Origin of the sequence: Rhizobium sp. CF122, from assembly GCF_000282035.1 — a bacterium.
Taxonomy (GTDB): Bacteria; Pseudomonadota; Alphaproteobacteria; order Rhizobiales; family Rhizobiaceae; genus Rhizobium.
The window spans coordinates 1-19716 of sequence record NZ_AKKA01000070.1; the positions used below are offsets into that span (position 1 = coordinate 1).

Annotated in this window: 22 protein-coding genes; 10 read left to right on the forward strand and 12 right to left on the reverse strand. The window is 60.6% G+C overall.

Going from position 1 to position 19716, the window contains the following annotated elements; all coding sequences use genetic code 11:
• Window positions 1-92 precede the first annotated feature (92 nt).
• Together sdhD and sdhC are read right to left on the reverse strand one after the other, a co-directional pair.
• Window positions 93-473 carry a succinate dehydrogenase, hydrophobic membrane anchor protein gene (sdhD, locus tag PMI09_RS12895; protein WP_007794179.1) on the reverse strand — a complete coding sequence of 127 codons (381 nt, stop codon included), beginning with the start codon at window positions 471-473 and terminating at the stop codon, window positions 93-95.
• An 11-nt stretch (window positions 474-484) separates the two neighbouring features.
• The gene (gene sdhC / locus PMI09_RS12900; RefSeq protein ID WP_007794183.1) at window positions 485-880 is read right to left on the reverse strand and encodes a succinate dehydrogenase, cytochrome b556 subunit; all 396 of its coding nucleotides are present in this window, start codon (window positions 878-880) and stop codon (window positions 485-487) included.
• Between the two features lie 312 nt (window positions 881-1192).
• Here sdhC and PMI09_RS12905 point away from each other — a divergent pair, with 312 nt between their 5' ends.
• Window positions 1193-1741, forward strand: a complete 549-nt coding sequence (locus PMI09_RS12905; RefSeq protein ID WP_007794186.1) for a hypothetical protein — start codon at window positions 1193-1195, stop codon at window positions 1739-1741.
• Here PMI09_RS12905 and PMI09_RS12910 read toward each other — a convergent pair.
• From PMI09_RS12910 to tsaD, 5 genes are read right to left on the reverse strand one after another with little or no spacing between them, the layout of a single operon-like run.
• Window positions 1731-2378, reverse strand: a complete 648-nt coding sequence (locus PMI09_RS12910; RefSeq protein ID WP_007794190.1) for a class I SAM-dependent methyltransferase — start codon at window positions 2376-2378, stop codon at window positions 1731-1733. The two genes, PMI09_RS12905 and PMI09_RS12910, sit on opposite strands and share 11 nt — an antisense overlap.
• A 7-nt stretch (window positions 2379-2385) precedes the next feature.
• Window positions 2386-2817: an EVE domain-containing protein gene (locus PMI09_RS12915; protein WP_007794193.1), complete on the reverse strand. Its 432-nt coding sequence runs from the start codon at window positions 2815-2817 to the stop codon at window positions 2386-2388.
• A 2-nt stretch (window positions 2818-2819) separates the two neighbouring features.
• Window positions 2820-3113, reverse strand: a complete 294-nt coding sequence (locus PMI09_RS12920) for a YciI-like protein (RefSeq protein WP_007794196.1) — start codon at window positions 3111-3113, stop codon at window positions 2820-2822.
• Window positions 3114-3123: 10 nt separating this feature from the next.
• On the reverse strand, window positions 3124-4107 hold the full coding sequence (locus tag PMI09_RS12925; protein WP_007794197.1) for an NAD(P)H-dependent glycerol-3-phosphate dehydrogenase: 984 nt from the start codon (window positions 4105-4107) through the stop codon (window positions 3124-3126).
• A complete protein-coding gene (gene tsaD, locus PMI09_RS12930; RefSeq protein ID WP_007794200.1) occupies window positions 4104-5201 on the reverse strand; it encodes a tRNA (adenosine(37)-N6)-threonylcarbamoyltransferase complex transferase subunit TsaD in 1098 nt (365 codons plus the stop codon). The genes PMI09_RS12925 and tsaD overlap by 4 nt, the downstream gene beginning before the upstream one ends.
• 73 nt (window positions 5202-5274) lie before the next feature.
• On the opposite strand from tsaD, the gene hemC reads away from it, so the two are divergent.
• The 7 genes from hemC (at window position 5275) to PMI09_RS12965 (ending at window position 11698) form a co-directional block, all read left to right on the forward strand.
• Window positions 5275-6204, forward strand: coding sequence for a hydroxymethylbilane synthase (gene hemC / locus PMI09_RS12935; protein ID WP_007794203.1), 930 nt, complete (start codon window positions 5275-5277; stop codon window positions 6202-6204).
• A gap of 7 nt (window positions 6205-6211) precedes the next feature.
• Window positions 6212-6919 (forward strand): uroporphyrinogen-III synthase, encoded by a 708-nt coding sequence (locus PMI09_RS12940; RefSeq protein ID WP_007794207.1) that lies wholly within the window; start codon window positions 6212-6214, stop codon window positions 6917-6919.
• Between the two features lie 88 nt (window positions 6920-7007).
• On the forward strand, window positions 7008-8228 hold the full coding sequence (locus PMI09_RS12945) for a COG4223 family protein (RefSeq protein WP_007794211.1): 1221 nt from the start codon (window positions 7008-7010) through the stop codon (window positions 8226-8228).
• Between the two features lie 3 nt (window positions 8229-8231).
• Complete coding sequence (locus tag PMI09_RS12950; RefSeq protein WP_007794215.1) at window positions 8232-9824, forward strand: heme biosynthesis protein HemY; 1593 nt, start codon at window positions 8232-8234, stop codon at window positions 9822-9824.
• Window positions 9825-9839: 15 nt separating this feature from the next.
• The gene (locus PMI09_RS12955; protein WP_007794220.1) at window positions 9840-10325 is read left to right on the forward strand and encodes a tellurite resistance TerB family protein; all 486 of its coding nucleotides are present in this window, start codon (window positions 9840-9842) and stop codon (window positions 10323-10325) included.
• Complete coding sequence (locus tag PMI09_RS12960) at window positions 10315-11073, forward strand: glutamine amidotransferase (protein WP_007794222.1); 759 nt, start codon at window positions 10315-10317, stop codon at window positions 11071-11073. Before PMI09_RS12955 ends, PMI09_RS12960 begins: the two co-directional genes overlap by 11 nt.
• Before the next feature lie 139 nt (window positions 11074-11212).
• Window positions 11213-11698 carry a RidA family protein gene (locus PMI09_RS12965; RefSeq protein WP_007794225.1) on the forward strand — a complete coding sequence of 162 codons (486 nt, stop codon included), beginning with the start codon at window positions 11213-11215 and terminating at the stop codon, window positions 11696-11698.
• Between the two features lie 6 nt (window positions 11699-11704).
• On the opposite strand, the gene PMI09_RS12970 is transcribed toward PMI09_RS12965, so the two are convergent.
• Window positions 11705-12952 (reverse strand): MFS transporter, encoded by a 1248-nt coding sequence (locus PMI09_RS12970; protein ID WP_007794228.1) that lies wholly within the window; start codon window positions 12950-12952, stop codon window positions 11705-11707.
• Window positions 12953-13091: 139 nt separating this feature from the next.
• On the opposite strand from PMI09_RS12970, the gene PMI09_RS12975 reads away from it, so the two are divergent.
• Entirely contained in the window at window positions 13092-13382 is a 291-nt protein-coding gene (locus tag PMI09_RS12975) for a YggT family protein (RefSeq protein ID WP_016556606.1), read from the forward strand.
• Window positions 13379-13693 (forward strand): DUF167 domain-containing protein, encoded by a 315-nt coding sequence (locus PMI09_RS12980; RefSeq protein ID WP_007794231.1) that lies wholly within the window; start codon window positions 13379-13381, stop codon window positions 13691-13693. The genes PMI09_RS12975 and PMI09_RS12980 overlap by 4 nt, the downstream gene beginning before the upstream one ends.
• On the opposite strand, the gene ppa is transcribed toward PMI09_RS12980, so the two are convergent.
• From ppa to typA, 4 genes are all read right to left on the reverse strand, one after another.
• Window positions 13694-14230 (reverse strand): inorganic diphosphatase, encoded by a 537-nt coding sequence (gene ppa / locus PMI09_RS12985; protein ID WP_007794234.1) that lies wholly within the window; start codon window positions 14228-14230, stop codon window positions 13694-13696.
• Window positions 14231-14343: 113 nt separating this feature from the next.
• On the reverse strand, window positions 14344-16995 hold the full coding sequence (locus PMI09_RS12990) for an AMP-binding protein (RefSeq protein ID WP_007794238.1): 2652 nt from the start codon (window positions 16993-16995) through the stop codon (window positions 14344-14346).
• Window positions 16996-17131: 136 nt separating this feature from the next.
• Window positions 17132-17638, reverse strand: coding sequence for a GNAT family N-acetyltransferase (locus tag PMI09_RS12995; protein ID WP_007794240.1), 507 nt, complete (start codon window positions 17636-17638; stop codon window positions 17132-17134).
• A 201-nt stretch (window positions 17639-17839) separates the two neighbouring features.
• Entirely contained in the window at window positions 17840-19660 is a 1821-nt protein-coding gene (gene typA, locus PMI09_RS13000) for a translational GTPase TypA (RefSeq protein WP_007794244.1), read from the reverse strand.
• Window positions 19661-19716 lie beyond the last annotated feature (56 nt).

The window sequence follows — 19716 nt, forward strand, 5'->3', positions numbered from 1 at the left end:
CACCGGCGCCGACGACGATCACATCGTATGAGTGATCGACGTACTTGTAGGCCTTCCCATTCTGAACGGGTGAAGTCGGTGCCATGATACGGTTATCCTACGAATGCAATTTTCAAAATGGCGAAGAGACAGAGCCCCGCCATCAGGATCGAAAAGAAGGTGTTCAGCATCAGCAGGCCGATCTTGGCGAATTCGCCATGTACGTAATCCTCGATGATCACCTGCATACCGAGCCGCATATGAATGGTGCCCGAGACGACCATCAGACCCATGACGACTGCAACAAGCGGGTTCGACAAGGCGTGAACCACGTCTGCGTAAGGCGCGCCTGCGTGAACGATCATGAAAATGATGAAGAAGAGGAAGAGCGGCACATTGGCAACCGCCGTGACGCGCTGGCGCCAGAAATGATCGGTTCCTTCCTTGGCCGAGCCAAGGCCGCGAACCTTGCCGAGGGGGGTGCGCATATCCATGAGAACAACCTTCAGAAGCGAATGAGGAAGCCGATCACCCAGACCAGCACGGTCAGACAGAGCGATATGACGATCGAAGCCTGAGCCATCTTAGTCGAGACTTCTTTATCGAAGCCGTAGCCGAGATCCCAGACGAAGTGACGCAAGCCGCCGACCATGTGGTGCAGCAGTGCCCAGGTATAGCCGAGCAACACGAGCTTGCCGACGATGCTGCCGAGTATCCAGTTGACCCAATCATAATAGGCCTGGCCGGTTGCAGCTCCGATCAGCCACCAGGCGACCAGCAGCGTGCCGACATAAAGTGCGCCACCAGTAATACGGTGGACGATCGACATAACCATAGTGGGGATTGGTTTGTAAATTTGCAAATGCGGCGACAGGGGCCGGTTATTTGTGACATTCGCCATCAGAACCTCGCGGCGTCTTCTCTGCGCTCCCGGATTTCGGAGCATTCAAGGCAACCACACGAATGACAAACTTGTTTGTGTGCGTCGCATCAATGGCGACGTTTAATCACGGAAGCCCCTAACGACAAGTATAATTGCACCCCCAATTTAATTTAATCGATTTGCGTCTCTGGGTGGCGCGAACTGTGCTTGACGGTCCGGCCGGTGCTCGACGCAAGCGGCATGCCGCGACGTCTTCTGGACAACCGACGACTTTTGGCGCATTTTGCTGTTAACGCTTTGTTAACCATTTCATTTTCGGAGATCCGCGTGATGCTGAAGACTATCTCCACGCTCGTTTCACTTGTCGCCGCTGCTTTGATCGCGCTACCGACCTCGGCGGGCGATTTCGGCAAGAATTCGTTCTCTCGCCACGGTGGTAAGGGATTCATCAGGCATCATGCACCCACCATCGTCGGCCGACCCTTTCGTGGATGGAACGATGGACGCATCCGTTTCTCAGATGGATACGGCCAGTTCGGCTATCGCCACGGCCGAACGCCTCTGATCAAGCGCGCTTCATGGCCGAATGGTGGCTACAATGGTTATCGCGGCTATGGCGGAGGTTATGGCGGCTACGGTGGACGCAACGTCATCGTCCTCGTTGCGCCACAGCTGGGCGGCGGAAACGCAAGCGGCACCTATGCCGGATCGTCCTACGTGTATGACAACGACGGCGGAACTTATGCGGTCGGCAGCGGCTACGGCCTTCCAGCACCAACGCAAACCACGACCCTTGCACCAATGGCCAAGGTCATCAACGTCACGGCGAAAAGCAGCAGCTGCTCTTACGAGGCAGGCGTCTGCGTTATCAGGCCGTGAAACGCCAGACAGTTGTTTTCTTCACCTCGCTATCCTCAAGCGCTCGCGTAACCGGCACCTGATAGACTGCGCAGAATTTTAGGCGGTCCTTGGGAAGATAGCTGCGACCCGGATCGCCGACGAGGACCGTAATGCCTTGGCGGCTGAGAGCTTCGAACCACGGAACGATCGCGGTGGCAAAGCCGCTGTCGTAGAAGACATCACCGGCGAGCAGAATGTCGGCCTCGACCTTGCCGCCAATCAGATCAGCAGCAGTGAAATCGACCTCGACCGCGTTCAGGCCGGCGTTGAGCCGCACAGCGGTTTCGGTCCACGGATCGATGTCGGCGGCAACGACCTTGGCAGCTCCCGCCATCTTTGCGGCAATCGCCACCAGGCCGGAACCTGTGGCGAAGTCGAGAACGCGCTTGCCGGCAACGATATCAGGATGGTCGAGTATGTAGCGCGCCAGCCCCTGACCACCCGCCCAGGCGAACGCCCAGAAGGGCGGCGGCAGACCGATTTCCGCAAGCTCCTCTTCCGTCTTCAGCCACAACTCATGCGCCTCGTCTGCCAGATGCAGTCGAATTTCCGGCACATGCGGCGGCGTCATCGGGCTGGTATTGGCGCGGATGAAGATCTCGGGATCGGTTCTCAAAGGCGGCTCAACGCGGCGGATTGTCGAGACCACCCAGCCGGCAGATCTCCAGATACTCCTCATCCGTCACCGGCTGGACCGAAAGCCGCATGGAGGTGACGAGCGACATCTTGGCGAACTTCTCGTTGGCCTTGATGTCTTTGAGCGAGACCGGCTTGGGGATGTCGCAGACAGCGCGAATATCCACGCAATCCCAGCGGTCGTCACCTTTTGCCGTCGAGTCCGGATGAGACAGAGCGCAGACTTCGACGATACCGACGATCTCGAGACCTTCGTTGGAGTGATAGAAGAAGCCCTTGTCACCCAGCTGCATCGCCCGCATGTTGTTGCGGGCGAGATAGTTGCGGACACCGGTCCATTCGGTGCCCTTCTCGCCGGCCGCCTTTTGCTGCTCCCAAGACCAGGAAGCAGGTTCGGATTTGTAAAGCCAGTGCGCCACGCTCATGCCTCCGGATTATTGAAGACCCAGTTGAAGGGCTTGATGTCGACGCTCTCGAAAAGTCCGGCCTTTGCGTAGGGATCGCTGTCCGCCAGGGCCTTGGCCGCTTCGATCGTGTCGGCATGAATGATAACGAGGCTGCCGCAGGGCTTGCCCTCGCCATCGAGAAACGGTCCAGCCATCTTCAAAACGCCTTCAGCATTGAGCTTGTTGAGATGTTCCACGTGGGCGGGCCGTGCCTCCATGCGGACATTGAGGTGATCGGGCTTATCCTTGCAGAGGAGAGCAAAAAGCATATCGGAACTCCTATTCAGTCGTAATCGGACGCGTCATGAGCTGATCGATGGCTTCGGCGATGCCGAGCTTGCCTTCGATGATAGCGGAAACGGCATCGGTGATCGGCATGCTGACATTCAGCGACTGCGCCAGACGCGATGCAACAGCGGCCGCAAAGGCGCCTTCAACGAGCTCGCCGTGGGCGGGATCGACTGTCTCGCCGCGGCCGAGCGCGATCCCGAAGCGTAGGTTACGCGATTGATGGCTGGTCGCCGTCAGCACCAGATCGCCGAGGCCGGACAACCCGCGCACCGTATCCGCCTGCCCGCCTTTTGCAACGACGAAACGGGACATTTCGGCAAGCCCGCGTGCAATCAGTGCCGCGCGCGCCGAGTCGCCAATGCCGGCTCCCTCGACGATACCGCATGCGATCGCCAGGACGTTTTTCAGTGCTCCGCCGAGCTGCACGCCGATCCGGTCAGACGATGCATAAAGCCGGAACGTCCGCCCGGAAATGGCGTGGGCCAGCCTTTCGGCAACGTCCATATCCGCCGCAGCAATTGCCATGGCCGTTGGCAATCCCTTCGCGATATCGGCCGCAAAGCCGGGTCCGGATAGGACAGCAATCGCGTGACCCGGTATTTCGCGCTCCAGCATGTCAGTCAGCAGATTGCCTGTTGCCCTCTCAATGCCCTTGGCACAGGTGACAACGATGGCATCGCTTGCGAGATAGGGCCGGTACTGTCTCGCCGCATCCGCCTGCGCCTGTGAAGGCATCGCGAAGAGCACCATGTCGGCATCGCCGATCGCATCTGGTTCGGCGGAAAAGGCAAGGGACTCCGGCAACGCGATGCCCGGCAAGACCGCATCGTGCAAACGTTCGGCCTTCAGGTCCGCGATCAATTCAGGATCCCGACCGACGAGTGTCACCGCGTTGCGTTCCGTCAAGGCGATCACCGCGGCAAGTGCGGTTCCAAAAGCACCGGCTCCGATGACGGCAATCTTCTCGCTCATGCTTTCGCTCCCCGCTTGCCGAAGCCAAGCAATGTCTCGGCGTTGGAATCCAGCGGCCAGCGCGAGCGCGGCTGCACATCGAGGTCATCCGGTTCGACGCCTGTCGCCATCCGCTCCAGGCCAGCCCAGGCAATCATCACGGCGTTATCGGTGCACAGCCGCAGCGGCGGCGCGACGAAACGAAAGCCATGCTTGCCGCAAAGCGACTGCAGGGTACTGCGAACCTCCAGATTGGCAGCGACCCCGCCAGCAACCACGAGGGCCGGCCCGCCGTCGACATTTGGGAACTCAGCCTTGAAGCGTTCCAACCCACGGCCGATGCGATCCTTCAGCGTCCGTGAGATCGCCTTCTGGAATGAGGCGCAGATGTCGGCGACATCCTGCTCCGTCAACGGCGCGATTTCTGTCGCCGCCTGGCGCACCGCCGTCTTCAGACCGGAAAACGAGAAATTGAGCTTGGCCTCTCCCACCAAAGGTCGCGGAAAATCGAAGCGATCCGGGTTACCACTCTTGGCCGCGCGCTCGACCGCCGGACCGCCGGGATAAGGCAGGCTCAGCAGTTTCGCCGTCTTGTCGAAGGCTTCGCCGAGCGCGTCGTCGATCGTCGTACCCCAGCGTTCATATTGCCCGACACCGCGGACAAGAATAAGCTGGGTATGGCCGCCCGAAACGAGCAGCATCAGATAAGGAAAGGCGAGCCCGTCCGTCAGCCGCGCCGTCAATGCATGCCCCTCGAGATGGTTGACGGCATAGAGCGGTTTTCCGGATGCTTTGGCGATCGCCTTTCCGGTCATGAGGCCGACGAGCAGACCGCCGATGAGGCCAGGCCCCGAGGTTGCCGCGATGGCATCGATATCCGAGAGCGACACATTGGCACGTTTCAAGGCTTCCTCGATCAGCGTATCGAGGGCTTCGACATGGGCGCGCGCGGCGATCTCCGGCACGACGCCGCCATAGGCGCTGTGCTCCTCGAGTTGGCTCAAGACGACGTCCGAACGCACCGTCGGCTGCCCGTCAAGAGCTCGCTCGACCACTGCCGCCGCGGTTTCGTCGCAGCTTGTTTCGATGCCGAGGATGCGTAGAAAGGGCGCCATGAAACCTGATCGTTGATTGCGATGGGTCTTAAACCTGTTTACGAGGAACTCCGGTAACAACGGATCAATGCGGATGCAAACAAAACCTTTCCGGATCGGCACTCGAGGCAGCCCGCTGGCGCTCGCCCAGGCTCGCGAAGCGCGTGACAGGCTGATGGCGGCGCACGGGTTGCCGGAAGAGATGTTCGAAATCGTCGTGCTGAGCACCAAGGGCGATCGCATCACCGACCGCTCGCTGGCCGAGATCGGCGGCAAGGGCCTGTTCACGGAAGAGCTGGAGCAGCAGCTTGCGAGCGGCGACCTCGACATCGCCGTGCATTCCGCCAAGGACATGCCGACGCGGCTTCCCGAAGGGCTCTGTCTTTCCGCTTACTTGCCCCGCGAAGATGTCCGAGACGCGGTGATCGGACGCACAGCGCCGAAACTGATCGACCTACCCCACGGCGCGACCGTCGGCTCTTCGTCGCTTCGCCGACAGGCGTTGATCCGTCGCCTGCGCCCCGACATCAACGTTATTACCTTTCGTGGACTTGTCGATACACGGTTGAGAAAGCTGCAGGAGGGCGAGGTCGATGCGACGCTGCTTGCGCTCGCCGGATTGAAGCGCCTCGGCAAGGTCGACGTGATAACAGATATCCTCGCCGTGGAAACCTTTCCGCCCGCGCCGGCACAGGGCGCGATCTGCATCGAAAGCCGGATCGGCAACGCCCGCATCGATGACCTGCTTGCACCCATCAATGATGCGGCAACCTTCGATGCGGTTTCCTGCGAAAGAGCGTTTCTCACCGCCTTGGACGGCTCGTGCCGCACGCCGATCGGCGGCTATGCCATCTGTGAAGGCGATCAAGTCCGCTTCTCCGGCTTGATCATCACGCCGGACGGTCGCAATCAGCACGCCGTCAGCGTCGATGGCCACCGGCGCGATGCTGCTGCATTGGGCACGCGTGCCGGGCAGGAAATCCGCGCACGCGCCGGCAGCAGCTTCTTCGACGACTGGAGTTGACGTCCCGATGCGCGTGCTCGTGACCCGTCCCCAGTATTCGGGCGAGCGCACCGCCAAGCGTCTTCGCGAGCTGGGACACGAACCGATATCGCTGCCGCTGTCGCAGCCGGTTCACTACGTTGATGCAGCGGTACGTGGCCTCGAGACGACCGAAGGCAGCATTGCAATCACCAGTGCTGAAGCGATCAGGGCGCTCGCTTGGCGAAGCGCTGAGTTCGCCGTTCACCTCGCACGCCCCGTCTTTGCGGTCGGGAAGGCAACCGCCGAAGAAGCACGCGCGTTCGGCTTCGTCTCCGTCACCGCATCCAGCGGCAACGGCCACGAACTTGCGCAGACGATTGCGGAGAGAGCTGGCGGCCCCGTTCTGTATCTGACCGGCCTGCCAAGAGCCGAGACCTTCGAGAAGCGAGCGCGCGAAATCGGCCTGGAGATCACTGTCGCCGAATGTTACCGGATGGAGCCGACACGGATCGCACCGCAGACGCTGGAAACGATCTTTGCACACCAACGGCCGGATGCGATCCTCTTCTACTCGCGTCAGACAGCCGAAAACTTCTTCGGCATGGTCGAGGCGCACATGAGCCCCGATGCGCTAGATGGGACGCGCCTTCTCTGCCTCAGCAAGTCCGTTGCGGAGGCAGTCCCGATGCCACTGCAGGGCGCCGTGAGCATCGCGACGATGCCGGAGGAGCGCAGCCTTTTGTCGCTCCTTTGAACGCTTAGATGCCCAAATTTCATCTAACCTCTTTCCTTGACTGGCATCACTGATTAGTTTCCTTGCGATGCATTAAGATGAGGATCTCATGGCACCAGGAAATCCGCCTCGCCACTCGAAGAGCACCGAAGAGCCGGTCACTATCGATCTGGACACGCAGGAATTTGCTTCTGCCAAGGATGCCGAAACGAAGGCCGAGGAGCCGACCGATGAACCGGACGCGAGCCCCTCAGATGAACCCGCAGCGCAGGCCGAAACGCCCAATGAGCCGCCGCCTCATGAAGCGCCAACAGCTGCTGAGCCCGTGGCTAATGAGCCGGTTCCTCCGGCGCCGCCTGCCTCGCAGCGGGGTAGCACGTCGTCCTTGGTCGCCGCCGGTATTGTTGGTGGTCTAATAGCATTGGTCGGCGCCGGGGCCATTCAATATGCCGGCTACCTGCCCAGCCCGTCCGCTCCCGCTGTACCATCTGCCGATGTCACCAATCTCTCCGCCGAAATCGACGGGCTGAAGCAATCGGTCGCCAATCTCACCGCTGCCCCCTCCACATCAGATAACAGTGCGCTGGAGCAGCGCATTGCGGCATTGGAAGCGACCGCCAAGAACCCGACCGCTGCTGCCACCGACACGCCGGCAGTCGATGCGCTCAATCAGAAAATTGTCGACTTGACCGGCCAGATTGACGAGTTGCGTGGCGCCGTCACTCAGGCCTCGGAACAGAAAACCTCCGACAGCGCCGAAATGGAGCAACGTCTGGCTGAAGCGGAAAAGAAGCTCAATGAACCGCGGCAGGATGTCGCCGTCGCCAAGGCGATCGCGGCCGCCGCGCTGAAGGCGGCGATCGATCGCGGCGGGCCGTTCGTTGCCGAACTCGACACGTTTGCCGGCGTCTCCCCTGATGATCCCGCGACCACAGATCTGCGCAATTTCGCGGAGACCGGCGTTCCCTCGCGTGCCGAGCTGGTCCGCCAGGTACCGGACGTCGCAACGGCTATCGTCGATTCCGTTAATCAGACCGACCCCAACCAGAGTTGGTCCGACCGATTGATGGCGAGTGCCAAATCGTTGGTGAAGGTTCGTCCCGTCGGCAATGTCGAGGGCGAGAGCGTAGAGGCGATCGCCGCACGCATGGAGGACAAGGTGAAGAACGGCGACCTGCAGGGCGCCGCATCCGAATGGGCCAATCTGCCGGCTCAGGCGAAACAGGCATCCGCCGCCTTCAAACAATCGCTTGAAGCTCGCATCCGTGTCGAGGATCTGGTGGGCAGCGCCTTGTCCAAGGCCGTTTCCAACGCCGGCAAGGAGGGCTGAGGCATGGTCAGGCTCGTCATATTTGCCCTCCTCGTCCTGGCACTCGGCTACGGATTTTCCTGGCTGGCCGATCGCCCCGGCGACCTTTCGCTGATCTGGGAAGGACAGCTCTACCAGACCCGGCTTATCGTTGCGGCAAGCGCCCTGATCGCACTGATTGCGGCGGTGATGGTCCTGTGGTGGTTGCTGCGAACGCTGTGGCTGTCGCCCTATTCCGTCACCCGGTACTTTCGTGCCCGCAAGCGTGATCGCGGCTATCAGGCACTATCAACAGGCCTGATCGCAGCGGGTGCCGGCAATGCGGTGATGGCGCGCAAGATGGCCGCACGCTCCCGCGGTCTGATTCGCGCCGATCAGGAGCCGCTGATCGCTCTCCTCGAGGCACAGGCAGCGCTGATCGAGGGTCGCCACGACGAAGCCCGGGCCAAATTCGAAGCGATGACCAACGATCCCGAGACCCGCGAACTCGGGCTGCGCGGACTGTATCTGGAAGCCAAGCGGCTCGGCGCCAGTGAGGCAGCGCGCCAGTATGCGGAAAAGGCTGCCGACAACGCGCCCTACTTGCCTTGGGCTGCCCAGGCAACGCTCGAGTATCGCAGCCAGGCAGGCCGCTGGGATGATGCGATGCGGTTGCTGGAGCAGCAAAAGGCAGGCCGCGTCATCGAAAGGGCCGAGGCTGACCGACTTCGCGCCGTGCTGTTGACCGCCCGCGCCACCGAAAAACTAGAAAACGATCCAGCGGGCGCGCGCGACGACGCCACGCATGCGCTCAAGCTCGCCGCCGACTTCGAGCCTGCCGCAATTATCGCCGCGAAGGCGCTGTTCCGCGAAGACAAGCTGCGCAAGGCGGCGTCCATCCTCGAGCAGGCGTGGAAGTCCGCGCCGCACCCCGACATCGGCCGCACCTATGTTCGCGCCCGCAGCGGCGACTCTGCCGCTGACCGCCTGAAGCGCGCCGAGCGCCTGGAGGGGATGCGGCCAAACAACGTCGAATCCTTGCTTCTCGTGGCGCAGACCGCTCTCGACACCCAGGACTTTGCAAAAGCCCGCGCCAAGGCGGAAGCCGCTGCCCGTATCGAGCCACGCGAAGCCGCCTTCCTGCTGCTCGCGGATATCGAGGAGGCTGAAACCGGCGATCAGGGTCGTATTCGCCATTGGCTTGCGCAGGCCCTTAAGGCGCCGCGCGATCCGGCGTGGGTGGCGGATGGCTTCGTTTCCGACAAATGGCTACCACTCTCACCCGTCACGGGTCGACTGGATGCCTTTGTCTGGAAGGCGCCTTTCGACCATGTGGACAAAGCGGTCGATGAAAGCACGACGATCTCCATCGACAGCGCGCTGAAAACGCTGCCGCCCGTGCGCGAAGCTCGCTCCGAAAGCCTGGCCAGCGATCACCGTATCATCGAACTCGAGCGGGCTGCCACGATAGCCGAGGCGGCGCGTCCATCTCCGAAACCGCCGGCGCCAAGCAAGCAGGCGGCAGAAGCTGCAACTTCACCCGAACCGCGCCCCTTCTTTGGTGGCCTGCCGGACGATCCCGGCGTTCGCAATCCAGCGGCGGAGCCAGAACCCAAGACACGGCTTCGCCTTTTCTAGACAAACAGGACCTAAATGTTCGAACGCTTCCAGGAATTCTTTCAGAATCTGACTTCCGACAATGCAAAGAAAGGCTTCGCCCCCGATGATCCGCGCATCGCTGTGGCCGCGCTCTGCATGCAGGTCATGGAGGCCGACGGTCAGGTCAAGGACAGTGAGACGAAGCGACTTCGCAAGCTGCTGAAAGATCAGTATGGGCTAGACCGCAAGCAGCTCGATGCGCTGATGGCCGCCGGTCAGGAGGCAGAGAGCGATGCCGTCGACTACTACCGCTTCACCTCGGATCTCAAGCGCCACCTCAACACGGAACAGCGGCTCGAACTAATCGGAGTCCTCTGGGACATCGTCTATGCCGATGGCGAGCGCAGCGAGATGGAGGATGACGCGATCTGGCGGATCGCCGAACTTCTCGGCGTTTCCGCGCGTGAGCGGATCCAGAAGCGGCAGGAGGCAGCACGACGGGTCACGGATACCGAGGTGGTACAGGACGATGCCGACTGACCGTTTACCCGAGCACATCCAACCTCCGGTTCTGATTGTTCTGCATCAGGAGCGCTCGAGCCCTGGCCGGGTTGGTCAGCTGCTGGTCGAGAAGGGGTATCGGCTCGATATCCGGCGCCCGGCTCTCGGCGACAAGCTTCCCTCCACGCTTGCCGAGCACGCAGGAGCCGTTGTCTTCGGTGGACCAATGAGCGCCAACGATACGGATGATTTCGTCAAGACGGAGATCAACTGGCTCGATGTGCCGCTGAGGGAGAAGCGCCCGCTGCTCGGCATCTGCCTTGGCGCACAGATGCTGGTCAGGCAACTCGGCGGCAAGGTTCAGGCGAACGCCGATGGCTCCACCGAGATCGGTTGGTATCCGCTACGCCCCACCGAGAAAGGCCGACTGCTGATGCACTGGCCGAGGATGGTTTATCACTTTCACCGCGAAGGCTTTGACCTGCCGCACGGCGCGGAGCTGCTGGCGGAGGGAGATACCTATCCCAATCAGGCCTTTCGCTACGGCGGCCATGCCTGGGGTCTGCAGTTCCACGCAGAGCTGACGCGCGCGATGATGCACCGCTGGGTGGTTCACGGCGCCCATCGCTTCATTCTTCCGAACGCACAGCAGGGTCGTGAACATCTGGAAGGACGAATGCTCTTCGACGCGCCGCTGAAAGCATGGCTGAACGAGTTCCTTGACATCGTTTTCAAAGGCAAGGCGGCCAAGTCCGTCGCGACATCCAAGGCCGCCCTTCCCGCTTAGCAGCGTGCGCCCCGCACCGCGTCGTGCTAGAATCCACTCTGGCGATATTCACCAGCAAGAATGCGTTCCGATCCAGGATCAGATCTTGGAAATCTCCGTGCCCGAGCAATGACCAGCAAGCTATCTCCGGAGGAATTCCATGGCTAACTACGAGCAGAGACTTGCCGCGATGGGATTGGTTCTACCACAGCCCCTGAAACTGCCTTCCAACATGGTCCTTCCGTTTCCGTGGGTGAACGTGCGCGGCAATCGCGCGTTCGTCTCAGGCCATGGTCCGCAGAATACCGATGGTACGCCCGCCGGTCCGTTCGGAGCCGTTGGCGAAAACATCTCCATTGAGGAGGCTAAGGCATCCGCTCGGAAAGTAGCTCTTTCGATGTTGGGCAGCCTGAAGCGGGAGTTGGGCAGCCTTGATCGCATTTCCGGCTGGTGCCGCGTGTTCGGTATGGTGAATTGCGCGCCGCGCTTTGCCAATCCGCCCGCCGTAATCAATGGCTTCACCGAGCTGATCATCGAGGTGTTCGGACCGGAGGTGGGCAGTCACTCCCGATCCGCGATCGGCGTTGCCGGCCTGCCGCTAAACTTTCCGGTCGAAATCGAAGCAGAGCTCATCGTCTCGACCTGAAGGCCGTCACACTTGCCCTCGCCGCTCCGGCGCATCAAGCGTGTCGATCTTGCGCAGCTTCGAAAAGCTCGTTGCCCAAATTGCCGCCACGGCAAGTGTTCCAACGCCACCGATCACAACGGCGGGGACGGCGCCGAAAATCGAAGCCATTGTGCCTGCTCGGAATTCGCCGAGTTCGTTGGAGGCACCCACGAAGACCATGTTGACGGCATTGACCCGGCCGCGCAGTTCGTCCGGCGTCCAGAGCGCAATCAGGCTCTCTCGCACGTAGACGGAAATCATATCGGCCGCACCCATGATGGCCAGCGCTGCGATCGACAGTTCCGTACTGGTCGAAAACCCGAAGACGACAGTGCCGATGCCGAACAGGGCGACGCCGATGAACATGGCAATGCCGGCACTGTGCCTCAGCGGATAGGCAGCGAGAAAAATCGCCATGGCGATCGCGCCAACCCCGGGCGCCGAGCGCAGGAGGCCAAGCCCCCAGGGGCCGAGTGTCAGGATATCGCGCGCGAAAATCGGCATCAGTGCCGTCGCGCCGCCGAGCAGCACCGCAAAGAGGTCGAGCGATATGGCGCCGAGCACGACTTTTTCGGCGCGAATGAAGCGGAAGCCACCGAGGATCATATCCCAGCTCTTGGCTTCGCCAGTCGTCTTCTGCGGCGGTTTGGGGATCATATAGAGCAGCGCTGCGCCAAGGGCAGCGAAGACGACAGCGACGGTGTAAGCCGTATGAGGGCTGATGCCATAGAGGAGCCCGCCGAGAACCGGCCCCGTGATCGCCGCCAGTTGCCACGAAGACGAATTCCAGGCGATGGCATTCGACAGATCCTGCGGCGGCACAAGGTTCGGGGCCAGCGATTGCACTGCCGGCGACATGAAGGCGCGCTCGATGCCGAAAACCAGCAGAACGGCAAACACAGGCAACGGCGAGAACGTGCCGGTTATCGTCATCAATAGCAGCGCCAGCGTACACAACGCGCTGACGAGCGAGCAGATGGCGGCGATCGCACGTCGATTGTGTCGGTCAGCGACGGATCCGGTGACAAGAATCAGCACCAGCGACGGCAGAAATTGCACGAGGCCAATCAGGCCGAGATAGATCGCGCTGCCGGTCTGGTCATACATCTGCCAGCCGACGGCGACACTGACGATCTGCTGCGAAAAAGACAACAGAAACCGTGCGAAGAAGAACCGGGTGTAGGACGAATGCCGGAACGCGGCAAAACGATCTCCGGTTGGCGAAAAGGACATGAAGGCTTTCCAAGACAACAGGCCAGACGCCAACGCGCGACGCCGCTGTTAAACATGATTTACAATGCGTTTCGAGACAGCACTTGCTCGTTTAGTCGCCAATGTCTACATGTCTGTCAACAACGAACTGGAGACGGCAATGCTTGCGCTTTTTCAAACCATTGATTTGGCGTTGAATCTCTACACTTGGGTGCTGATCGCCAGCGCTATCTTTTCCTGGCTGTATGCGTTCAACGTGATCAACTCTAGCAACCAGTTCGTCAATTCGGTCGGCATGTTCCTCTACAACGTGACCGAACCGCTGCTGCGACCGATCCGCCGCGTGCTGCCGAACCTCGGCGGCATCGACATCTCGCCGATCATCCTGCTGCTGATCATCTTCTTCGTGCGTTCGCTGATGTGGAATTCGATCTTCCCGCTGGTGGCATGAGCCAGCCATGGGCTGCGTTCACCGATCACATCTCTCTCGCAGTTCGTCTGACCCCCAATGGCGGACGCGACGCAATTGACGGTGTGGAAATAGACGCCGAAGGCAAGTCCCACCTCAAAGTCAGAGTGACGGCCGTTCCCGAGAAGGGCAAGGCGAACAAGGCATTGGTCGCGCTGGTGGCCAAGTCGCTTGGTGTTGCAAAGTCATCCGTCAGGATCGCCTCCGGCGATACGTCGCGCAAAAAAATCCTCCGGATCGATAGCGACCCGGAGGATTTGATCAGGAAATTGAGTGCTCTCGTGGAGAGTTGATTACGCCTTTTCCTTCTTGGCGCGTTCGATCGCCTCGAGGATCAGCGCGCCGGCTTCCTTGGAATCACCCCAGCCGAAGATCTTCACCCACTTGCCGGGTTCGAGATCCTTGTAGTGCTCGAAAAAGTGCTCGATCTGCTTCAGCGTGATCTCCGGAAGGTCGGTAAAGTCCTTTACCTTCTCGTAGCGCAGCGTCAGCTTCGGCGACGGCACGGCGATGATCTTCTCATCCTTGCCGGAATTGTCCTCCATCTTCAGAACGCCGATCGGGCGCACGTTGATGACGCAGCCCGGAACAAGCGGACGCGTGCTGGCGATCAGGACGTCGATCGGATCGCCGTCTTCAGAAAGTGTGTGCGGCACGAAGCCGTAATTGCCCGGATAGGTCATCGGCGTATAGAGGAAGCGATCGACAACGAGCGTACCGGCTTCCTTGTCCATCTCGTATTTGATCGGGTGGCCGCCGACGGGCACCTCAACGATTACGTTGACATCTTCCGGCGGGTTCTTGCCGATGGAAATCGCGTCGATGCGCATAGAGCTTCCCTCTAAAGGTTAAGTCGATGGTTGCCAGATACTGGGAATCATCCCGCAACGCAACACGCCAGTGTCGATTTGAGATCCGCCTGCGGGCGTCGGCAGACCGACGTTCAGGGCGATACGCGGCTTCCGTGTTGTTCCCGCGCAAACGCCGCACCGGCTCCGAGCAGCGTCCTTCGTCGGCCTGCTGGCACGTAGCGCAGGCGACGGGCGAGTTGCCTCAACCCTCTCCACAACTGGTGGCCAAGCATCATTCGACGCTGCAGCCGGTAAGCAAGGATGCCGGTCACGAGGCCTGATGCCACCGAGATCGCGACCGGCAGCGGCGCCGTGAAGATCTTGGGATTGCCGGTATCAAATATGACTTCCGGCAGGATACGATGCAGCAGGTAGATGTGATAACTCGCAGTTGCGATCGAAACGGACACGGCAGCAAGCAGTGCCGGCAGCCTGACCCGAGGCAGATAGAGAAGAACCGCGAGCACCGGCACCTGCATGCCGTAAAGGATCCAGGAGCCTGCCCAGTTTCCACCGGTATAGGCCATGAGCGGCATCACCGCGCACCCGGCGGCGATGACTGCAAGCCGTTTTCCCGCCGAATTCGCAAATGCCGCGCACCACCCGAAAACCGCAAGGTGCAGCACCCATGCAAGAGTGAATATCTGCCTTTGGCCAACTGGCCAGAGCGCTGGGATAACGAAGTGTGCGAGCACCGCAAAGGCCAGCAGCAGCATGCCGAAACGGAACGGATCCCTGACAGCGAAACGCCGAACAGGCGGCACCGCAAACAGCGTCCCCCAAAGCAGCAGAAGCTGCGCGAAGGTTTCCACGAACCAGTAGAGATAAGGCAGCATCTCGTGTCGCCCTGGCTGGGCGAAGCCGAGGTTTCCGACAAGAAACACCGAGGCCCATGGTATTGCGCCCCAGGCAATGCTGAAGCCAAGGACGACGAGGTAATAGGGCCAGAGAACGAGACCGAGCGGCCGCAGGAAGCGCCTCAGATCGCCGGCGAAAAGCGCACTCGATTGGAAGCGTGCCAGTCCGTATCCGCACAGCACGAGCATTGTACCGGCACCGCCCGGAATCGGCCACGGCGTCGCGTGATGCAGCACGACCAGCAGAATTGCGATCGATTTCAGGAGGATATCGCTGGCGATCGTTCGTCGGGCGCTCGTCGAATGCGATAAAGCCGACAGAGCGCCAACACTCATCTTTTCCCAGCCATCCGGCACCGTGCCGAGCAGCCGCTCAAGACCAACGGTAAGCTCAAGGTAACGCAGCGAATCTCCGCCAAGCTCTGCAAAGTTGTCCTGGGGCGAAACCTGCAGCGGGAAGAACACCTCGCGAAACAGGCTTATGACCGTTGCTTTCTCGCGTGCCGGCGGCTCTTCCATGCGCAAGCGAAGTTGTTCGTAGTCGATCTTGCCGTTGGCCAACCGTGGCAATTCCCTAAGGGCGATCGCACGCACCTGCGGCAAGCCGATACATGCAAGCATCGCCAGCGCCTCACGAACAACTTTCTCGTCTTGCGGGCCCGTAAAGGCCGCAAGCAACTGCTGGTCGTTGCCAACAACAGCGGCAGCAATACCTTTCGCAGCCAGCGCCGTTTCGAGCGCGTCGTGACCGAGACGGACACCGCCAATCTTCGACATCCGCCGCAGGCGGCCCGTGATTCGAAACAGGCCATTCTCATCGCGCGTAGCAAGATCGCCGGTCCGAAGCTCCTCGATATCAGCGCCTCCCGCCAGATCTTGACGCGCCTCGGCGTAGCCGAGCATGACGTTCGGTCCGCGATAGACGAGTTCCCCGGCAACGTCGGTGCCCGTGATCGTCACTCCCTGGTCGTCGACCAGCCACAGTTCACCGCCCGGCACCGCAATCCCGATCCGATCGGCACTGCCTGGCAGACGCTCGGGAGGGACATAAGCAATTCGCGCCGTCGCCTCTGTCTGCCCGTACATCACATAGAAGCGCTGCCCCGCACCCTGCAGCCAGCCATGATAACGTCGCACCGCCTCCGGCTCCATGCGTCCTCCGGCAACCGTCATGAAGCGAAGATCAGGATAGCGCTGTTGGCGAAATCCACGTTGCTCCAAGAGCTCGTAGGAATGCGGGACACCTGCAAAATTCGTGCATCGCGCTGCCCTGAAATCATCCAGGAATGTCGGCTCGAGGACTGATGTCCCGGGCATCCAGACAGCGGCACCGACCGCAAGGTGGGAATTGAGCACCGACAATCCGTAGGAATAATGAAATGGCAGGACCAGGGCGCCAATATCGCCCGGATGCAGGCCAAGATAGTCGGCGATCTGCTCTGCATTGGCGGCAACGGCCGTCTTCGACAATCTCACGGCCTTGCCACTGCCCGTACTCCCTGATGTCACAAGCATCAGGGCGAGATCAGCATGCATGGCCACATCACGGGAACCGAGATTTGTTTCGGTGAGCCGCCAGCGCCCGCCCTCGCGGCGGTAGACGATCTCGGGTGCAAATCGCTCCATGAAGGACGACGAGGCCACGCCGTCCTCCGGCGGCAACAGCGCCACGGCATGCCCGCCGGCAAGGGCCGCGAGATAGGCGATGATCGAATGCTCGGATTGTGCCGCCTCTATCGCGACAAGCTTCTTGCTCGTGCCTAATTCACGGCTTAGCGACGCAACACGATCTGCGAGTTCGCGATAGGTGATTGCAGGTCGGGACGACAACAAGAGGGCCGGCCTATCGCCCACGTGGTCGATACGCGTCCAAAAGCCATCCAACATGCTTGTTCTCCCACGCGCACCAAGAGCGTGAGCCGCGACTTATATAAGTTGAATATGATTTGCAAGTTTTAGCGACCGACAATTGCTGCCAGGCAAAGCGATTTCAGTGAAAAAGCTCCGCTCAAAGCTCGGTGATTCAACCCCAGATAAAGCCGATTTTCTTTAACTGCTTTTGGTCGAAAGTTTCCATGCCTTCGCAATAGTCAACGCCGCCGTGGCTGCGATAGAACTGAGCGCCCGTCTCGTTTTCCTCGAGGCACCAGACAACCAGTCCATTGCAACCGAGCGACTTCAGCAGGCGCCTCGCCTCACCAAAAAGCAGGTGTCCGAGGCCAATCCCCTGGTACTCCGGTCGAAGATAGAGTTCGTAGATCTCGCCTTCCTGGGGAAGTGCACGGGCACGATTGAGGCCGAGTGTTGCGTAGCCTGCGACCGTGCCGGCGACGTCGAGAACGAGAAGCGTTGCGGGTCCGCGGGTGGCCTTGCGCCACCAATTCTCACCGCGACGCTCGATCATTTGCCGCAACGCACGATGCGGAATGATCCCCGCATAGGTGTGTTGCCACGCAAGCCGATGCACTTCCGATATGGCTCGGGAATCGTGCGGCTCGGCCCGCCGAACATCGATCGACAACGTCTTCATAACGCTTACTCTGGTCCGATTGTCGGCAATTAACCATATGCGCGCCGCGCATTCAGGCCCTTTGCCCACAGGCTTAAAATGTGGACGACGGCTGAAATTTAACGCTTTTTTAACTATTGCGACAAGCAAGATTCGGCAAACTGCACAAATAAAAAACCCCGGCACGAAGGCCGGGGTTGAAGCTTGAAAGACTTCAGTCGCTTAAGCGTACTTCGCCTTTTCCATGCGCTTGCGCTCGTTCGGGTCGAGGTACATCTTGCGCAGGCGGATCGACTTCGGCGTGACTTCGACCAGTTCATCGTCCTGGATCCAGGAGAGCGCGCGATCGAGCGTCATGCGGATCGGAGGCGTCAGCTTGACGGCTTCATCCTTGCCGGCTGCGCGGATGTTGGTCAGCTTCTTGCCCTTCAAGACGTTGACTTCGAGATCGTTGTCGCGGCTGTGGATGCCGATGATCATACCGGCATAGACCTTCTCGCCCGCGTCGATGATCATCGGGCCGCGATCTTCCAGGTTGAACAGAGCATAGGCGACAGCCTCGCCATTGTCGTTGGAAAGCAGCACGCCGTTGACGCGGCCGCCGATCTCACCCTTGTACGGCTGATAGTCATGGAACAGACGGTTCATCACGGCCGTCCCGCGCGTATCCGTCAGCAGTTCCGACTGGTAACCGATCAGGCCGCGCGTCGGCGCGAAGAACTTCAGACGGATGCGGTTGCCGCCCGACGGACGCAGCTCGGCCATTTCGGCCTTGCGCTCCGACATCTTCTGGACGACGACGCCGGAATGCTCTTCATCAACGTCGATAACGACTTCTTCGATTGGCTCCAGCATTTCGCCGGTCGCTTCGTCCTTGTGCATGACGACGCGCGGACGCGACACGGCCAGTTCGAAACCTTCGCGGCGCATCGTTTCGATGAGAACGGCAAGCTGCAACTCGCCGCGGCCGGAGACGAAGAACGAATCCTTTTCGGAGGATTCTTCGATCTTCAGCGCAACGTTGCCTTCGGCTTCCTTGAACAGACGGTCGCGGATGACGCGCGAGGTGACCTTGTCGCCTTCGGTGCCAGCGTAGGGGCTGTCGTTGACGATGAACGACATGGTGACGGTCGGCGGATCGATCGGCTGCGCCTGCAGCGCCTCGGTGACCGAGGGATCACAGAAGGTATCGGCGACAGTGCCCTTGGAAAGACCGGCGATCGCGACGATGTCGCCGGCATGCGCTTCTTCGATCGGCTGACGCTCGATACCGCGGAAAGCCAGGATCTTGGAAATACGCCCGGTTTCGATCGTCTTGCCATCGGCGTGCAGAACCTTGACGGCCTGGTTCGGCTTGATCGAGCCGGAATTGATACGGCCGGTGATAATGCGGCCGAGGAAGGGGTTGGCTTCGAGGATCGTTCCGATCATCGTAAACGGACCTTCGTGAACCGTCGGCTCCGGAACATGCTCGAGCACGAGGTCGAGAAGCGGCGCCAGACCCTGGTCCTTCGGGCCTTCCGGGTTGACGTTCATCCAGCCGTCACGGCCCGAACCGTAGAGGATCGGGAAGTCGAGCTGCTCATCGGTCGCGTCGAGGTTTGCGAAGAGGTCAAAGACTTCGTTGATGACTTCTTCGTGGCGGCCGTCGGGACGGTCGATCTTGTTGATCGCGACGATCGGGCGAAGGCCGACCTTCAGCGCCTTGCCGACGACGAACTTCGTCTGCGGCATCGGGCCTTCGGAAGCGTCGACGAGAACGATCGCGCCATCCACCATCGAGAGAATACGCTCGACTTCGCCACCGAAGTCGGCGTGGCCGGGGGTGTCGACGATGTTGATGCGGACACCCTTCCACTCAACCGAGGTCGCCTTGGCAAGAATCGTGATGCCGCGCTCTTTTTCCAGGTCGTTGCTATCCATGACGCGTTCTGCGACGCGCTGGTTCTCGCGGAACGAGCCGGACTGTTTCAGGAGCTCGTCAACCAGTGTCGTCTTGCCATGGTCAACGTGCGCGATAATCGCGATGTTGCGAAGTGCCATATTTCTATATCTCTGAGGCTGGGGCGCCGCGCTGGGAGAAGGCGCCAATTTCATTT

Excerpts from the sequence above, each read along its gene's own strand:
- PMI09_RS12905 (WP_007794186.1), top strand. The coding sequence starts at position 1,193 with ATGCTGAAGACTATCTCCACGCTCGTTTCACTTGTCGCCGCTGCTTTG.
- PMI09_RS12950 (WP_007794215.1), top strand. The coding sequence starts at position 8,232 with ATGGTCAGGCTCGTCATATTTGCCCTCCTCGTCCTGGCACTCGGCTAC.
- PMI09_RS12945 (WP_007794211.1), top strand. The coding sequence starts at position 7,008 with ATGGCACCAGGAAATCCGCCTCGCCACTCGAAGAGCACCGAAGAGCCG.
- PMI09_RS12925 (WP_007794197.1), bottom strand. The coding sequence starts at position 4,107 with ATGAGCGAGAAGATTGCCGTCATCGGAGCCGGTGCTTTTGGAACCGCA.
- PMI09_RS12955 (WP_007794220.1), top strand. The coding sequence starts at position 9,840 with ATGTTCGAACGCTTCCAGGAATTCTTTCAGAATCTGACTTCCGACAAT.
- PMI09_RS12940 (WP_007794207.1), top strand. The coding sequence starts at position 6,212 with ATGCGCGTGCTCGTGACCCGTCCCCAGTATTCGGGCGAGCGCACCGCC.
- PMI09_RS12990 (WP_007794238.1), bottom strand. The coding sequence starts at position 16,995 with ATGTTGGATGGCTTTTGGACGCGTATCGACCACGTGGGCGATAGGCCG.
- PMI09_RS12965 (WP_007794225.1), top strand. The coding sequence starts at position 11,213 with ATGGCTAACTACGAGCAGAGACTTGCCGCGATGGGATTGGTTCTACCA.
- PMI09_RS12975 (WP_016556606.1), top strand. The coding sequence starts at position 13,092 with ATGCTTGCGCTTTTTCAAACCATTGATTTGGCGTTGAATCTCTACACT.
- PMI09_RS12960 (WP_007794222.1), top strand. The coding sequence starts at position 10,315 with ATGCCGACTGACCGTTTACCCGAGCACATCCAACCTCCGGTTCTGATT.
- typA (WP_007794244.1), bottom strand. The coding sequence starts at position 19,660 with ATGGCACTTCGCAACATCGCGATTATCGCGCACGTTGACCATGGCAAG.
- PMI09_RS12970 (WP_007794228.1), bottom strand. The coding sequence starts at position 12,952 with ATGTCCTTTTCGCCAACCGGAGATCGTTTTGCCGCGTTCCGGCATTCG.
- sdhC (WP_007794183.1), bottom strand. The coding sequence starts at position 880 with ATGGCGAATGTCACAAATAACCGGCCCCTGTCGCCGCATTTGCAAATT.
- tsaD (WP_007794200.1), bottom strand. The coding sequence starts at position 5,201 with ATGGCGCCCTTTCTACGCATCCTCGGCATCGAAACAAGCTGCGACGAA.
- ppa (WP_007794234.1), bottom strand. The coding sequence starts at position 14,230 with ATGCGCATCGACGCGATTTCCATCGGCAAGAACCCGCCGGAAGATGTC.
- PMI09_RS12980 (WP_007794231.1), top strand. The coding sequence starts at position 13,379 with ATGAGCCAGCCATGGGCTGCGTTCACCGATCACATCTCTCTCGCAGTT.
- sdhD (WP_007794179.1), bottom strand. The coding sequence starts at position 473 with ATGGATATGCGCACCCCCCTCGGCAAGGTTCGCGGCCTTGGCTCGGCC.
- PMI09_RS12920 (WP_007794196.1), bottom strand. The coding sequence starts at position 3,113 with ATGCTTTTTGCTCTCCTCTGCAAGGATAAGCCCGATCACCTCAATGTC.
- PMI09_RS12995 (WP_007794240.1), bottom strand. The coding sequence starts at position 17,638 with ATGAAGACGTTGTCGATCGATGTTCGGCGGGCCGAGCCGCACGATTCC.
- hemC (WP_007794203.1), top strand. The coding sequence starts at position 5,275 with ATGCAAACAAAACCTTTCCGGATCGGCACTCGAGGCAGCCCGCTGGCG.